General features: G+C 30.6%; 10 protein-coding genes and 2 tRNA genes. 2 read left to right on the forward strand and 10 right to left on the reverse strand.

The features are described 5' to 3' along the window. Nucleotides 1-453, forward strand: coding sequence for a sensor of ECF-type sigma factor (locus Q0881_RS10275; protein ID WP_299159780.1), 453 nt, complete (start codon nucleotides 1-3; stop codon nucleotides 451-453). A 52-nt stretch (nucleotides 454-505) separates the two neighbouring features. On the opposite strand, the gene Q0881_RS10280 is transcribed toward Q0881_RS10275, so the two are convergent. The 7 genes from Q0881_RS10280 to Q0881_RS10310 all read right to left on the reverse strand — a co-directional run bounded on the left by Q0881_RS10280 (nucleotide 506) and on the right by Q0881_RS10310 (nucleotide 7,593). Continuing rightward, nucleotides 506-1,957 (reverse strand): DUF389 domain-containing protein, encoded by a 1,452-nt coding sequence (locus Q0881_RS10280; protein WP_299159782.1) that lies wholly within the window; start codon nucleotides 1,955-1,957, stop codon nucleotides 506-508. Between the two features lie 117 nt (nucleotides 1,958-2,074). Then, nucleotides 2,075-3,187, reverse strand: a complete 1,113-nt coding sequence (locus Q0881_RS10285; protein WP_299159785.1) for a C1 family peptidase — start codon at nucleotides 3,185-3,187, stop codon at nucleotides 2,075-2,077. Between the two features lie 62 nt (nucleotides 3,188-3,249). Then, nucleotides 3,250-5,649 carry a TonB-dependent receptor gene (locus tag Q0881_RS10290; RefSeq protein WP_299159788.1) on the reverse strand — a complete coding sequence of 800 codons (2,400 nt, stop codon included), beginning with the start codon at nucleotides 5,647-5,649 and terminating at the stop codon, nucleotides 3,250-3,252. Between the two features lie 112 nt (nucleotides 5,650-5,761). Next, a tRNA-Tyr gene (locus tag Q0881_RS10295) sits at nucleotides 5,762-5,844 on the reverse strand. Between the two features lie 47 nt (nucleotides 5,845-5,891). Next, nucleotides 5,892-5,964 (reverse strand) — tRNA-Lys (locus Q0881_RS10300). A gap of 124 nt (nucleotides 5,965-6,088) precedes the next feature. Beyond that, nucleotides 6,089-6,853, reverse strand: a complete 765-nt coding sequence (locus tag Q0881_RS10305; protein WP_299159790.1) for an ATP-binding cassette domain-containing protein — start codon at nucleotides 6,851-6,853, stop codon at nucleotides 6,089-6,091. Further along, complete coding sequence (locus Q0881_RS10310; RefSeq protein WP_299159793.1) at nucleotides 6,853-7,593, reverse strand: ABC transporter permease; 741 nt, start codon at nucleotides 7,591-7,593, stop codon at nucleotides 6,853-6,855. Before Q0881_RS10310 ends, Q0881_RS10305 begins: the two co-directional genes overlap by 1 nt. A gap of 118 nt (nucleotides 7,594-7,711) precedes the next feature. Between Q0881_RS10310 and pafA the strand changes: the two genes are divergently transcribed. Next, nucleotides 7,712-9,352: an alkaline phosphatase PafA gene (gene pafA, locus Q0881_RS10315; protein WP_299159796.1), complete on the forward strand. Its 1,641-nt coding sequence runs from the start codon at nucleotides 7,712-7,714 to the stop codon at nucleotides 9,350-9,352. A gap of 222 nt (nucleotides 9,353-9,574) precedes the next feature. Here the strand turns inward: pafA and Q0881_RS10320 are convergent, their stop codons facing one another. The 3 genes from Q0881_RS10320 to Q0881_RS10330 all read right to left on the reverse strand — a co-directional run bounded on the left by Q0881_RS10320 (nucleotide 9,575) and on the right by Q0881_RS10330 (nucleotide 16,196). Further along, nucleotides 9,575-9,730 carry a YqaE/Pmp3 family membrane protein gene (locus Q0881_RS10320; protein ID WP_299159798.1) on the reverse strand — a complete coding sequence of 52 codons (156 nt, stop codon included), beginning with the start codon at nucleotides 9,728-9,730 and terminating at the stop codon, nucleotides 9,575-9,577. A 205-nt stretch (nucleotides 9,731-9,935) separates the two neighbouring features. Next, nucleotides 9,936-13,595, reverse strand: a complete 3,660-nt coding sequence (locus tag Q0881_RS10325; protein WP_299159801.1) for a reprolysin-like metallopeptidase — start codon at nucleotides 13,593-13,595, stop codon at nucleotides 9,936-9,938. 96 nt (nucleotides 13,596-13,691) lie between these two features. Then, entirely contained in the window at nucleotides 13,692-16,196 is a 2,505-nt protein-coding gene (locus Q0881_RS10330) for a M14 family metallopeptidase (RefSeq protein WP_299159804.1), read from the reverse strand. Nucleotides 16,197-16,218 lie beyond the last annotated feature (22 nt).

The following is a 16,218-nucleotide window of genomic DNA, read 5'->3' on the forward strand; positions in this document are numbered from 1 at the left end:
ATGAAAAAATTAATAGTAACATTTATTGTTTTTAGCATTTTTGCAACAACAGCAAATGCTCAATACAAAAAAGGAAGAGAAAAGATTAGAGCTTATAAAGTTTCTTTTCTTACCGAAAAATTAGACTTAACATCTGATGAAGCGGAAAAGTTTTGGCCTATTTATAATAAATATGACAAAAACATGATGAGTCTTCATCGTGAGGAAAGAGTTAGTATTAAGAAAAAAATTAAGGAGAATGGCGGAATTGAAAAACTTTCTGAAAAAGAGTCTAAAGAAATTCTAAAAAACATTCAGACTATCAATAAACAACGTTATGAAATTAAAGCTAAGTTTCACAAGCAAGTTTCTAAAATCCTTCCTTATAAAAAGATTTTAGCACTAGAAATTGCTGAACACGATTTTCATCGTAGTTTATTTAAAAAATATAAACGAAAAAAACCAAGAAAATAAAAAAAACCGAGCAAATGCTCGGTTTTTTTATTAGTAATTTTAAAAAATAAAATTACTTTTTCTTAATTAATAAAGTATCTAACTTCAACTCTTTTTGAAGCCAAATTCTCAATTCCTTTTCTTTTATTGTTATAATAGAATCTTTTATTTTTTTATCCCAAACTATCGATAATTCAGGGATCGTATCAATCTTAATAAAATCTTTAGAGGATAGTATTTTTGCAAAACTAATACGCTTTATATCATTGTATCTAATTTTAGCATCTTTAGCTATTTTACTAAACGGTACAGTATTTTTATCTCTATTTAATGCGTCCCGTTCAAGCCTATTATTTAAACTAGTTATAGTAGTTTTTAATCCATCTATTTCTTTATGCAAGCCTTTAATAACATTATCCTTTTCATCTAATTCAACAATAGCTCTATCATAAGCATCTACTACTCTATCTACACTTCTAGCTTTATTTTCATTAATAAGCAACTCATATGAATCAATTCTTGAATAACTCTTTAATTCATTCCTCAAAAAAGTTTTAGTTGCGTCATTTACATCTCCATTAAAAAACAAACTGATCTTTTTCTCTTCTCTATTTATCTTTTCACGCTGCAACCATAAGTCTTTATTTGATTCTATTTCTTCTTTCAAAAACTTCTTATAATTAGCATTTACGATACTCTCCTTATAAACATTAATAAATGTAAATACTGCAGGAACCATTACCAAAAACGCAACAAAAGAAGCTAAACGAGCTATTCTCTTCCTTTTTTCTGAATTTACATAACGAATCATAGTAAACCCTAATAGTTTCAATACTAAAAAAGTAGCTAGTGCTATAAATATTGTATTGATTGTAAATAAATACATAGCTCCTAAAAAGTAATCGAAATTACCTATAGCCAAACCATAACCTGCAGTACATAAAGGAGGCATTAATGCCGTTGCAATTGCTACACCAAATATTACTGAAGCTATTGTTCCTTTTTTAGTACGTGCTATAATCAAAGCCAACCCTCCAAAAAAGGCTATTAATACATCTCGTATATCAGGCTTAACTCTTCCTAATAATTCTGAAGTCTCTTCTTTTAGAGGAAATATTGCAAAAAACAGAAAAGCTGTTAATAAACTTAACACAATCATTGTTGCTAAATTTATCATTGATTTTTTTAGTGTATCAATATCATTAATAGCTATAGACATTCCTATACCTAAAATTGGCCCCATTAATGGAGATATTAACATGGCTCCAATTACTACTGCTGTTGAATTAGCATTTAAACCTATTGATGCTACAAATATTGAACATATTAAAATCCATGCGGTAGCTCCTTTAAATGGTATATCGTTTTTAATTGCTTCAATTGTAGCTTCTTGATCTGTATCATGACGAAAATCTAATAACTCAATAATAAATTTTTTAGAGCTTTCCCACAACCCTAAAGCATCTTCTTGAACAGCTTGTTTAGACTGCTCTACATTTTCATCCTGATTATTTTTTTCCTCCATATAGTTTTATTTTTTCTAACTCCGGAAAGATACAAAATTCCCGCATTACACCAATAAAAACAAAACCTCGAAGCATTTTGCTCGAGGTTTTATTTTTTATAAATAATTCTTAGTTTACTAGATTTTCAATTTGTTTTTTAAGTCTTTAGAAATTCCATCTTTATGCAACAACACTGATATTGTTTTTAATTTAAAATAAGGAATAGACATATAAACATATCCTTTATTTCCTTGATTAGTACCCCAAGAGTTTTTTACTTTAAAATACTTATTTCCATTTTGATCTTTTACCAACCCAACTATGTGCATTAAGTGATCATCAGTCGTATTAAAATTTTCAAACTCAGATTGTCGTAAACTAGGCGTAATTTTCTTTTCTTTTACAATCTCTTTTAATCCTTTTTTAGCATCTGTACTACTAGCAGGTATTATTGCAACACCATTTTTAGATGAAAATGTTTTTTCAGAAACGTCACAATCCAACTCAATAGTATATCCTTTTTCAACAGCCTCTTCTGTAACTTTTACCAATTCATCTAAAGACACATTATAAAACATTCCATTGGAAAAATTATCAGGAATATTCAACACGAACTTATCGTATTTTTTTGCCTGTTCAAAAGATGTTAATGTTACATAATTTGCTGGTTCAATTTTTACATATTCTGCAAAACTTTTAGGAGTATATGTTTTTCCTTCAAAAGTAAACTCATCTTTATTTTCTCCCAAATACACATCTAAAACACCCTGAGTAGCTTTACGCCATCTAGGACTTAGCTCTCTTGCAGGATTCTTAATATAAGCATCTAACATTGCTTTTAAGACCGCTACTAATTCTGCATGATTATGTTTATCATTTCCTACATTCAACCCAGTAAATACTACTTCAGGAACTAATCCATATTTTGCTACTGAATTAATAACATCATGTCCTAAACCGCCTTCACTAAATTGCGCTTTTCCTTGACGGTATAAATAATTATTTGCTTTATCTGAATACGTATTACGTACTGTATACATTTCAGATAAATCAATATCCTTCCCTGTTAAACGTATAATTTCAGACTCTAAAAATGAAGTTGTAGAAAAACTCCAGCAAGTACCAGTTCTTCCTTGACTTTTAACCTGAGTATTTTCTATATCCTTTATTTCTTTAAATTGATATTTCTGAGCTCTTAACGAGCCTATACTTAGAGATACAAAAGCAACTGCTACTAATATTTTTTTCATGAGATAAATTTTAATTTCCGAGCAATTTACAGTTTTTAAATAGCATTAAAAACTTCATTCTCTTAAAAATCTACTATTACCCCAATTCTTGGCAAAGCTCTACCAGAACTACTTTCTATTTCTTCTAAAAGATACCTAGAGCTATCATTAGGATCCGTAACTCTACCGTTTTGATCTTCTATAGGCAGTAAAAATGGGCGCTGCTTTGAACTACTTGCATAAATATTTTGAATATCTAAATATAAATTAATAGCTGCTTTTTTTAAATACCATGTTTTATCTACTCTAATATCCAACTGTGTATAAGTGTCTAAACGTTCGTTATTTAATCTAGCATAATCTAAAACGCCACCATTTTTAACATCATAATTAGATTTTAATGAAGAAGTATTTATATCATAAGGGGTAAAAGGTTTTCCTCCAACTAATCTAAACTTTGCTCCTACTTCCCAATTCTTTTTCAACTTCTTACCAGCAGTTATGGTTATAAGATGTTTATTATCCCAAGTAGAAGGAATAAATTCTCCTAAAGCATTTTTAAACTCACTTCTTACAAAAGTATAAGATGCAATTCCATATAAACCGTTATACGATTTTTTTTGAGCTAAAAACTCAAATCCATATGCCCTTCCTTTTGAATTAGAAACCACTTCTTCATTTCCTACTACGCCAAAATCATCTCCTAAATTTGCTAAACTTATTTGGTCTCTTACAGAAAATGGATAATTACTATATGATTTATGAAACCCTTCAAACGTAATTTTAGAACTTTTATTTGGCTTATATGATAAACCTCCCACCAAATGATCCGATTGGATATACTTTAAACCTTTTTTATTAACAAATTCTCCTGCATTATTTTTAAAACCTAAAACTGTATAAGATGGTAATTGATAATAACGACCAATAGATGTATTTATAGACCATTTATCATTTAGTAAATAATTTAAAGATACTCTTGGTGAAAATTGATTCAATAAATTTCTCATTTCACTATTATAATCTATTCCATCTAGTCTAAAACCAAAAGAAACTCCTAACGTACTATTTAGGTACTCTTTTGAAACCTGACCAAACACTCCATATTTAACAAAATCAATTTCTGAATTAAATGTATCTTCAAAAACTCCTTGAGTATTTGCCTCCTTTCTATACGTATTATTTTTATATGTTGCGGTTTCTAAATTAGTTCCTAAATTCACTTTATAACTACTTTCTGTATTCAAGTTTAACTCATACCTAAACTTTGTTTCTATTTCTTTAGAATTGTAATTTAACAGCAAATTCGGAGCTATTTCTTCATTCATAAAATACTTTACTGCTTTATTTTTAAGTTCGTTCCTACTTAACACTATTAAATGTGTAACATTTTCTGCAAAATATTTATAACTAGCACCAACTGTATAATTCCATTGACTATTTACTGGCACTGTATTTAATATAACTTTATTTCGTTTAATTGTTTCTAAATCTTCCTCTCCTTCATTTACTGTTTTATTTAATTCAAAATCATCTATCGCTCCTAAAGCTATAATTGATAACTCACTATTTTTTGATAATTCTGATTTTACATTTAATTGAAAATCGTTATACGTTGGCAAAAAAGGTAATTTTATTAACTTAAATAAAAATTTAAGATATGATTGACGTACTGAAAACATGAAAGTAGTTTTATCTCCAATCGGCCCATCCAATGTAATACCTGCATCTGAAGTTCCTAAAGTAGCTCTTGTATTAAGTGAGGTTTGATTTCCTACTTTCTGTGTAAACTCAATAACCGAGCTTAATGTATTGCCTCTATTGGCAGGAAAAGCACTCGAATAAAAATCTACTTTTCTTATTAAGTCTGCATTCATAATTCCAACTGGACCACCTGTAGCTCCTTGTGTTTGAAAATGATTTATTACAGGAACTTCTATACCATCTAAATAAAATTTATTTTCTGAAGTTGCACCTCCTCTAATAATTATATCATTTCTGAATCCTGGATTTGAAGCCACTCCCGGAAAAGATTGAATAACTTTTAAAATATCTCTATTTCCTCCTGGGTTTTTCTCTATTTCTGCAACTCCTAAGCTTTGCAACGACAGAGGACTTTCTAGCGACTTCTTAAATAAACTTGCTTTTACCTCTACCTCTTTCAACTTTGTTAAATTCTCATTTAATACAACAGTTATGTATGGCGAATTATCTTTAGTTACCAAATACTCATCTGTAATTAACAGCTCATAACCTATAAATGAAACTTGTAATTTATTATATCCTAAAGGAACATTCGTTATCTTAAAATTCCCTTCTTCATCAGATGCTACTCCTATTGAAGTACCATAAACCAACACGTTTACAAAAGGAATTACCCCTCTTGTTTTTGAGTCAATTATTTTTCCAGTAATTCTTCCTAGATTTTGACTTGTAATAATAAATGATTGTAGTAAGAACAGTAATAAAAGTATACGTTTCATATATAAATGATTAAACTTAAGCTAAAATACAATTTGTTTAACAAAAACAAAAAAAAGATAAACAAAATATTTTTAAACACAAAAAAACCTCAATTATTAAATTGAGGTTTTGTGGGGAGAGCAGGATTCGAACCTGCGAAGTCGTAAGACAACGGAGTTACAGTCCGTCCCATTTGGCCGCTCTGGAATCTCCCCAGAGTTTTCACAAATTTATCATATTCTGATAAACTTAAAAAAACTAGTGACCGGGCTGGGGCTCGAACCCAGGACCCTCTCCTTAAAAGGGAGATGCTCTACCAACTGAGCTACCAGGTCATTGTTTTTTTTGCGTTAGCGGGTGCAAATATAGAATGTATTTTCAAATCAGCAAACTTTTTTTTCACTTTATTTTCAAAAAAAATGCATCTTTTTTTTTACCTACTAATACACAGAAAGTTACCTAAAGGTCATTTAAATATGCTTTTCTAACTTTTTTAAATAAATTAGAAGAATACACAAAATTCACTATTGCTTCATTATCTGTTTTGAAAATTTCTTTATGAGATCCTTCCCAAGCTTTCATTCCATTTTTAAGAAATACAATCTTATCTCCTATTTCCATAACAGAATTCATATCATGCGTATTTATAACTGTTGTTATTTTATACTCATCTGTAATTTCTTGAATTAAATTATCGATAACTATTGATGTTTGCGGATCTAAACCTGAATTAGGTTCATCACAAAACAAATATTTAGGATTCATAACAATTGCCCTTGCTATTGCTACACGTTTTTGCATTCCTCCTGATAATTCTGCTGGAAATTTTTTATTAGAATTTTCTAAATTCACTCTTTTTAAAACGAAATTAACACGTTCTAACATTTCGTTCAAAGGTTGTTTTGTAAACATTTTTAAAGGAAACATTATATTTTCTTCAACTGTTTGTGAATCGAACAAAGCACTTCCTTGAAAAACCATTCCTAGTTCTTTTCTAAAATTTCTTTTATCCTCAATAGTCATTTCTGTATTTACACGTCCATCATAAATTATATTCCCTTTTTCTGGTGTGTGTAAACCTATTAACGACTTTAAAAAAACTGTTTTACCTGAACCACTTTGCCCAATGATTAAACTTGTTTCTCCTGGTTTAAATGACGTTGTAATTCCTTTTAAAATTTCAACTCCATTAAATCCTTTATGTAATTTATTTACTTCTATCATTAGGTCAATAACATTTGCGTTAAGAAATAATTAGCTATAACAATCAGTACTGTTGTCCAAACTACCGATTGCGTACTTGCTTTACCAACTTCTAAAGATCCTCCTTTTACATAATAACCATGATATGACGGTACAGTCGCTATTAAAAAAGCAAAAACTAATGTTTTAATAATTGCATACGTAAGTAAAAAAGGATCAAAATCCATTTGAACACCTGTAATAAAATCTATTCCTGAAAATAATCCTGAAAGTACTCCTGCTACCCATCCTCCAAAAATTCCTAAGAACATTCCTAATACAATTAAAAATGGATAAAAGAAAACTGTTGCTATTATCTTAGGCAGTACCAAATAATTTAAAGAATTAATCCCCATTACTTCTAGTGCATCAATTTGTTCAGTAACTCGCATTGCACCAATACTTGAAGTAATATAAGAACCTACTTTACCTGCTAAAATAATTGAACAGAATGTTGGTGCAAACTCTAATATTACTGATCGTTTAGCTGCAAAACCAATTAATGATTTAGGTATAAATGGACTTTCTAAATTTAATGCTGTTTGTAAAGCGATAACCCCCCCTATAAAAAAAGAAATAAATGCTATAATACCTAACGACTTATGACCTAGTTCTTCAATTTCTCTAAATAAAGCTTCACGAAAAACCCTAGCCCTTTGTGGTTTTGTAAAAACTTGTTTCAGCATTAGAAAATACTTTCCAATATGCTCTATATAATTCATTAAAATAATCTATTTTTCTCTACTGCTAAAGTATTAAAAAACCATTAACTCTGCATCTTATTTATGAGTTTTAGCTCTCTTTTTACTTACCTTTGATTTTGAATTTTTAAAATTAACAATGAAAAAATTAGTATACTTAGCTGCTTTAGCTATGCTTTCTTTGCTTAGCGGTTTTACAAATCCCAAAAAGAATACTCAAAAACCTAAATTGATCGTTGGGGTTGTTATTGATCAAATGCGTTATGATTATCTAACTCGTTTTGCTTCTAAATATGGAGAAGATGGATTTAAACGTTTATTAAAAGGTGGGTTTTCTTTAGAAAATGCACATTATAATTATATTCCAACATACACCGCAGTTGGTCATGCTTCTATTTATACAGGAACTACCCCTGTAAACCATGCTATTATTAGTAATAACTGGTATGATAAATATGCTAAAAAATCAATTTATTGTGTAGATGACAGTAAGTATAAAACCATAGGTAATAATGGTGATGGCGGTAAAAAATCACCTTACAGAATGTTGACTACAACGGTTACAGATCAATTGAAATTAGCACAAAACATGAACGGTAAAACTATAGGTATTGCGATTAAAGATCGTTCTGCTATTTTACCTGCTGGCCACGCAGCTAATGGAGCTTATTGGTTTGATGGTGGTGATAAAGGTCAATGGATTTCGTCTTCTTATTACGTGAACAATCTTCCTAATTGGGTACAAGAATTTAACATGTCTAAAAAAGTTGATGAGTATTTAGAGCAACCGTGGGAAACTTTATATGACATAAATACGTATACTGAAAGTATTTCGGATGATAATAATTTTGAACAGCCTTTTAAGGGTGAAGAAAAACCTGTTTTTCCTCATAACATACCTGCTTTAAAAAGTAAGAACAACAATTACAGTATTATAAAGGCTATTCCTGCTGGTAACTCTTTAACTACCGATTTTGCTAAAGCTGCTATCATTGGAGAAAACTTAGGCAAATCAAATTTCACAGATTTCTTAGCTGTTAGTTACTCATCAACCGATTATGTTGGACATCAATTTGGTGTTGCTTCTAAAGAAATTGAAGACACTTATTTACGATTAGATAAAGATTTAGCTAACTTATTTAAGTTTTTAGACACCCAAGTTGGTGAAGGTAATTACACTTTATTTTTAACTGCAGATCATGCTGCTGTTCAAGTTCCTTCTTACCTTCAGTCTGTTAAAATTCCAGCAAACTATTTTAGCTATACAAAGTTTAGAGATTATGTAACTGAAATTACTAAAAAGCACTTTAATTCTGATGCTATAGTTGAAAACATATCTAATTTTCAAATTTTCTTAAATAAAGAGAAAATTGAAGAATTAAAACTAGATGTACATACAGTTGCTCAAAAAATAGCAGATGAAGTAATCAATTACAAAGGTATTTACAAAACCGTAACTGCAAAAACTTTGCAGTCTACCACTTTTACTAACGGGATTTTAAACTCGTTACAAAATGGATATAATCAAAAGTTTTCTGGGGATGTTTTATTAGTTCCAAACCCATCAACTATAAGTCATTCTAAAAAAGGTACAACTCATGGATCTGGATATTCATATGACACCCATATACCTATGATATTTTATGGAAACGGTATTAAACAAGGAACTTCAAAGAAAAAATATGAAATTGTAGATATTGCTCCTACTATATCTAATTTACTTCAAATTGAATTCCCTAATGGATCCACTGGAAAAATTATAGATGAAGTTTTAGAATAAAAAGAAAAAGCGCTCAATGAGCGCTTTTTCTTTTTCAAATAACATACATAAATATTTCTATTCTTTTCTGCTGTAAACTTTACATGTTTTATATCTATATAAATTTGAAATGTAATTCTTGAAAATAAAAAATGTAAGTAGCGTAAAAAAAATGTAAATCATATTTTTATAATTTTGGTTTCTAATTATTTAGACACGTAAATTTCTAAAAGTCACATTCTTTTATTTCGGATTATTTAATATCACTAAAGCTCCAATAATTCCAGGAACCCAACCACAAAGGGTTAATAAAAAAACAATTATTACAGATCCACATCCTTTACCTAAAACGGATAATGGTGGAAAAAAAATTGCCAATAAAACTCTTAATAAACTCATAGTATTTTTTTGATTAATATACTATAAAGACGAATATTTCTTTGTTTTGTTACAGTTTGTTGTCAAAAAAATAGATTTATTAAAATCAAAAAGTATTGACTATTCAACGATAATCAATACTTTTTTTGATTTTAAAACAATTAAATTAATGCATTGCTAAAATAAACTGCTTAGATAAAAAATTCTAAACAGTTTATTATGTCGCTTATTTCTTAATAAATCGGATGCTCTGCACGTCATTTTCTTTTTCAATGATAATCGTATAAATAGCCGATTTTAATCCACTAACATCTATACTTTTAGTAGTAACACCTTTCTTTATTCTTTGTCCTAATGTATTATATATGGTATAATCTACTTTTTCAAAACCTATTGGTTTTATTAGGTTTAACTGATTTCCAACTGGATTAGGATAAACCGCGAATTCAAGAATATCACCTCTTGTAGTAATTGCTGAATTTGATCCTGTAATTCCAAAGTTATCAATAGCAATATCTGCTTGCCATGTATTTCCAGTTACACGATTAAAACGTAACTTAATACCTTTTCCTACATAATCATTTAAACTTACTGATGCTGTTAACCATGAATTACCTTTATTTCCAGATTGGCTCCAAATAGAAGTCCAATTTGCTCCATCATCTTCACTTACTTCTAAATCGATAGTTCCCATATTAGTAGCTCCATACATATGATACTTAAATGAAATTGTTGCTGCGCTTAAGCCTGACAAGTCAAAACATGGTGAATTTAAGATAGCTCTTTTATTCGGGTACCCTGTATTTCTTCCAGAAGCTTCAACATAAATATAATGTGATCCATTATTAGCTGATGATGGTCCAGTTCCACTAGATGGTGTACTTCCATTTCTTCTTGTCCAGTTAATATCATCTGCGCTAGACTGTGTCCATGCTCCAAAAGATGAATCGAATGATTCTGCATACGGATAACTTCCTATTCCTCCTGTACAACCAGCAACTACAGCATTAACATTAACAGTTCTTGTAACTGGTGTTGCTGCATTTCCTGCCGCATCTGACACATTATAAGTTAATGTATAAGTACCTTGCGTATTCGCATTTACAGAACCTGTTACCACAATATTACTAGTAATATCTCCATCTACATTATCATTAGCAGTTGCTCCTGCATCTGTATAGGCACCTCCTACATTTATATTCTCAACACTGTTTCCTAGTAATGTTAGTACTGGCGCTACTGTATCTGCTCCAGCACCCGCAATAGTAACTGTATAATCTTCTACCTCTCCATAAGTGAATTCACCGCAGGGACTTGGTATTGCATTGTATTGTAAAATAACTCTCATTCTAGTATCTCCAGTAACTGCTGATGCTGGAACTGTAAAACTTCCAGAAACTGGTGTATCTTTAGAAGCTGCTTTACTCCAAATCAATTCTCCTGCATCAGTAAATACTCCATTTTTATTATAATCAATCCAAACTCCATAACCTTCATTATATGTTGTTCCTGTCCAAGTTGGAGTAATCGTAATTGTTTCTGAAGCTCCTTTAGTTATAGTAGTTGAAATACTTGTAAAATCTGAATAGAACTGACCGGTTGAAGTGTTATCAATAGTATTCAATTTTACATTTGAAATATACTCATCATTTACATTTGTACTTTTAACTGTACAATATACTAACTGTACATCTGTTGTTGTAAAAGTAACTACTCCACTAAAGCTAGAAGAAGTTCCATCTGAACAAACACTCTTTACTCTAGCTTCATAATTAGTATTCGCATCTAATCCTGACAATGTTATGCTTGTTCCTGATGTATTACTTGAAGTCCAAGATGAATCTGATGTTTTCTTATATTCAACAGTATAAGTTGCACCAGATACTGTACTCCAAGAAACTGTTGCCCCTGACGCTACAACTCCACTTACACTAACTCCTGTTGGAACTGAAGCTGTACATGGTAATGGATTAGATATTGTAAAGTTAGCGTTAGAAATATCAAAGAATATATGATTTGTTCCTTTAACCATTATCCTATTTTGGCTTCCTACCGAATTTGGTACTGTAATATCGTGTGATCCATCGTTAGCAACTCCACTCGCTAAAGTCACAGGATAAGTATCACCACCATCTGTAGACATTAAAATATCAACATTTGCTGCATTTACACCATTAGCTGTTGTACCAGCTACATCCCATGTTATCGTTTCTGTAGCTCCAGCAGTCAAAGTAACACTTGTATTAAGAGAGTTTACTACAAAAGGTCCTGCAGTTCCATTTACAGTAACTAACATATCGTCACTATTATTAGTTGCACCCCCTGCTCTATTATCTCTTACTGTTAATCTAAAATTTAAGCTTCTAGCTACGTTTGGTACTGCCTCCCATTGCCAAGAAGTATTTCCTGCTTTTATAGTTTCTAATCTAGGGAAATATCTAGATGTATTAGCTGTTGGAGAGAACGATCTAAAAGCAACTCCTGCTGTAGCTGTTACACTTGGATAAGTTGTTGCCGCATTATTTTCATCCATTTGTTCCCAACAATATGAAAGCACATCTGATGCATCTGCATCATTAGCCGAACCTGTTAATACAAATGCTGTTCCCTTTGGAATCGTATAATTACTTCCTGCATTTACTGTTGGTACATTATTTCCTGTTGATGTATTTGTTTGACATGAAGTTGTTTTAATATAGTTTGTAATTTGTTGAATATTTATTGCATGAAAATACGGATCACTATTTGGTTGTACATCTGTTGCTCCTGTAATACCTGCGTACCCCATTATGGTAGTACCACTTCCTGGTTCCATATGCACATCCGTTCCTTCATTTCTTATTGAAAATGTATGATTTCCTCCAAATTGGTGTCCAATTTCATGTGCTACGAAGTCTACATCGAAAGGATCTCCCTCTGGAGTTGTACGTGAAGTAAAAGCACTTCCTTTACTTCCATCTACACAAACACACCCAATACATCCTGCATTTCCGTTGTTTGATGCTTTTGCAAATAAATGCCCTATATCATAATTTGCTTCACCAATAACACTTGTTAATGTTGATTGTACCTGTGAATTAAAACCTCCGTTAGAATAAGGGTCTGTTGACGCATTTGTATAAATTACATCTTCATTATTCGCAATAATTATCATGGTTAGGTTAAAATCTGTTTCATAGATTCCATTTACCCTAGTCATAGTAGTATTCATTGCTGCTAATGCTTGTGCTTTTGTACCTCCATGATGTGTAGTATACTCTCCAGTAGCTGAAATAGCAATACGATACGTTCTTAAAGTTCCATCATCTGCATTTTTGTGCAAAGATGAACCGCTCGTACTTTTATCTCTATTCTTTGGATCTACATCACATTTAAATCCATCAACATCTCTTGGTTTATCAGATTTTTTATAAATAGTATACTTTTTTAAATCATCTGAATATGGTTCAATAAATACCGTTGGCTTATCTATACCTAAACGCATACTTTGTAAACCCTTAGCATTTGAAAGACTAAAACGAATTCTATCTGAAGAATTCTCAACACCTATACCCATATAGGATTTTATATCTGGGTATTTTTTTGATAAACTAGGGTGTAGTACTGAAGCTTCAGAAATTCGGTATTTTTCTAACTTTCCATCAGCATTTGGGAAAGCTATAACCACACTAGACTTATTACCAAACTTTCTTTGTGGAGCATTTGTTAAAACCTTTTTTAAAGCTTTTAAATCTAGTTGATAAATTTCTTTGTCAGGCAATCTTTTTTGCTGTGCAGAAACACTTGCTTTTTCTTTTACATTTTCTTGTTTTTTCCATAATTCGCTGTTTTGAGAAAATAAAACAGACGTAGCCAAGGTCATGGCTAAAAATAGCTTGTTTTTCATAATGTGGGGGACTTAAAATTTATTTTGTTAAAGATATAAAAAAACTTTACAAAAAAAAGTAACACCCTAAAAAACAAACAATTAAAATAACTAAAATTACATCAAGCTCCCGAAAAATATAGCGTTCATTAACAATTTATTTGTTCCAAACCAAAATCCTCTAAAATTTGTGTTATCTGTAAATACAATTACTTTACCAGCTCCTAAACGTTGCGATTTAAAGGGTATCGTACTCTTTAACTCCTTTAAATTTTCTTTTGAAATATAACCACTCAACAATGGTTTATTTGTGTATTGAATTGGGTTATTATAACTTTTTTGATCTGGTTGAATAAATTGGCGTGTATTTCTAAACAAAGCTATCTTGTTATTTTTATATCCAAAATTTATAGGATGAGAACGATCTATCTTAGCTTCAAAAATAGCCCCTCCAATTACCTGTGCTCCAGACTGCAATGAGCGATTTTCAAACGATACATTTTTTACTGTATCTATTTTCGGCTTATTAAACTTTAACTTAATAAACCCTTTACTTGACATCCAATTCACAGCATTTCTATACCCAATTAATACACCTCCTTTTTGAACCCATTTTTTTAATTTTCCTTCTAAATTTTTATCAATTGAATAACTATTAGGTACAATAATGGTGGTATATTTATTTAAATTTACTCTTGACGCATATGATACATCAAGTTTAGTCAATTTCATATCGAAACGTTGATCTAGCAAATGCCAAACCTCTCCTGCATCGTAGCTTGTTATTCCTCGACCAACTAACATAGCTACTTTTGGTTGTTTTAGTGTTCTGAAATTTCTACTTCCTAAATCTATACCACTATTTAAACCTGTTGAAACACCTATAACTTGAATATGATTTTTAATTGCTACTTCTTCTAAAAAATTAAATAATTCAGTATTGTTTAATTTTTGGTTTTGAGCTGGAATGAAAATAGTTCCATAATCAAATGACTTACTCTCATTCTTAAATTGTTTCATTGCTACTTTAGCTCTCAATCCTTTTTCTAAAATTGTATTTAAAGCTCTAGGAGTTTCGTATTCATTCCATGAAAATAAATATCCAACTGTACTTTTATTTTGAATACTTCCCTGTTTTTTCTTTAAGCTCGTTATTTCTTTTCCTACTTTGGTTAACGGAACATTGTTCGTTAAATCTACTCCAAAAGCATGATTAAATGTCCAAGCTGAAACATCGTAAAACAAACTATCTTTAAATGTAGTTCTCACATCAAACATTGCCTTAATTAATCTGTTGTTTTTCTGGTTCATCGGAACTACATAACTATAGCCTTTTTTAAAACGCTTACCATTAGCTGTTAAATCAGATTTTAACTCGTGTAGTTTTATTTTATGTTTCTTTAAAACCTTAGCTAAATGGTAACTTTTTACTGCATCTTTTTCATCTCCAAAAACAATTGCTTTATTTTCAGCTGACTTCTTTGAGTTTTTATAAAAATCTTGTTGATACTTCAAGATTTTTACTCGCATGTTTTTAGCAGCTTCTAATGTTGATAAAGTTGCAGTAAATTGATTTCTAATTGTAAATGGAAATGTTAACACTCCATTGTCACTTTCTTGAGCATGCCCTCGAGAACTTCCTTGTTCAAACAAAATTCCGATACTTCCATTGATATCTGGAAATGTAGATCCTTTTCCATAATAAAAATCATCAAAACTTTCTTCTGAATAATATGTTGATCCTAATTTATCAAAAGCTTTTGCATGATATGTTGCAATCTCTTTTGTTAAATCTTGATTCATTTGAGGTGTTAACGGATTCGTTCTACTCGGAATTCCTGGCTGAAAAAAGAAGGTTGAATTTGTTCCCATTTCATGATGATCTGTTAATATATTTGGCAACCATTTATGAAACGTTTCTATTCTTGCTTTACTTTCTGGTAGCTGTACAGGTAACCAATCACGATTCATATCAAACCAATAATGATTCGTTCTTCCCCCTGGCCAAATTTCATGATATTCTCTATCATTCGGATCTGGATTTATATTATTTGCCTTATTCGTATTAGCCCAATAAGCAAAACGCTGTAATCCGTCTGGATTCAATGATGGATCAAATAAAATTACTGTATTATTTAATAACTCATTAATTTTAGTTCCTTCTGCTGCTGCTAAATAATAAACTGCCGCTAAAGCTGAATTAGATCCACTTGGTTCATTTCCATGAATTGAAAATCCTTGGTACACAACTATTGGCTTATTAGAAATATCTACCGAAGCATTGTCTGTTGCTTTAATATGATCTTTCCTTATTTGCTCTAAATTCTGATGATTTTTAGGCGCTGTAATTGTAAGTAATAACAACGGTCTACCTTCGTATGTTTCTCCTCTATTTTCTATAGTAACTCTATCTGAAGCTTTAGCCAAAGCTTTCATATATGTAACCAATTTATCATGCGTAATATGCCACTCTCCTACTTCATGTCCTATTACAGATTTTGGTGTAGGTATATTTTTATTATAGCTTACATCCTTTGGTAAATAGTACGATAAATCTACTTGTTGTTGAGCTACTACTGAAATTGATAGAAATAATACTAAATATATAAAAGCTTTTTTCATGAATTCGTTGTTTGATAGACTC

This window comes from uncultured Tenacibaculum sp. (assembly GCF_947494125.1).
Classification (GTDB): domain Bacteria; phylum Bacteroidota; class Bacteroidia; order Flavobacteriales; family Flavobacteriaceae; genus Polaribacter.

Bases quoted from the DNA above. Each gene is read 5' to 3' on its own strand.
- Q0881_RS10275 (WP_299159780.1), top strand. From the start codon at position 1: ATGAAAAAATTAATAGTAACATTTATTGTTTTTAGCATTTTTGCAACA.
- Q0881_RS10280 (WP_299159782.1), bottom strand. From the start codon at position 1,957: ATGGAGGAAAAAAATAATCAGGATGAAAATGTAGAGCAGTCTAAACAA.
- Q0881_RS10285 (WP_299159785.1), bottom strand. From the start codon at position 3,187: ATGAAAAAAATATTAGTAGCAGTTGCTTTTGTATCTCTAAGTATAGGC.
- Q0881_RS10290 (WP_299159788.1), bottom strand. From the start codon at position 5,649: ATGAAACGTATACTTTTATTACTGTTCTTACTACAATCATTTATTATT.
- Q0881_RS10305 (WP_299159790.1), bottom strand. From the start codon at position 6,853: ATGATAGAAGTAAATAAATTACATAAAGGATTTAATGGAGTTGAAATT.
- Q0881_RS10310 (WP_299159793.1), bottom strand. From the start codon at position 7,593: ATGAATTATATAGAGCATATTGGAAAGTATTTTCTAATGCTGAAACAA.
- pafA (WP_299159796.1), top strand. From the start codon at position 7,712: ATGAAAAAATTAGTATACTTAGCTGCTTTAGCTATGCTTTCTTTGCTT.
- Q0881_RS10320 (WP_299159798.1), bottom strand. From the start codon at position 9,730: ATGAGTTTATTAAGAGTTTTATTGGCAATTTTTTTTCCACCATTATCC.
- Q0881_RS10325 (WP_299159801.1), bottom strand. From the start codon at position 13,595: ATGAAAAACAAGCTATTTTTAGCCATGACCTTGGCTACGTCTGTTTTA.
- Q0881_RS10330 (WP_299159804.1), bottom strand. From the start codon at position 16,196: ATGAAAAAAGCTTTTATATATTTAGTATTATTTCTATCAATTTCAGTA.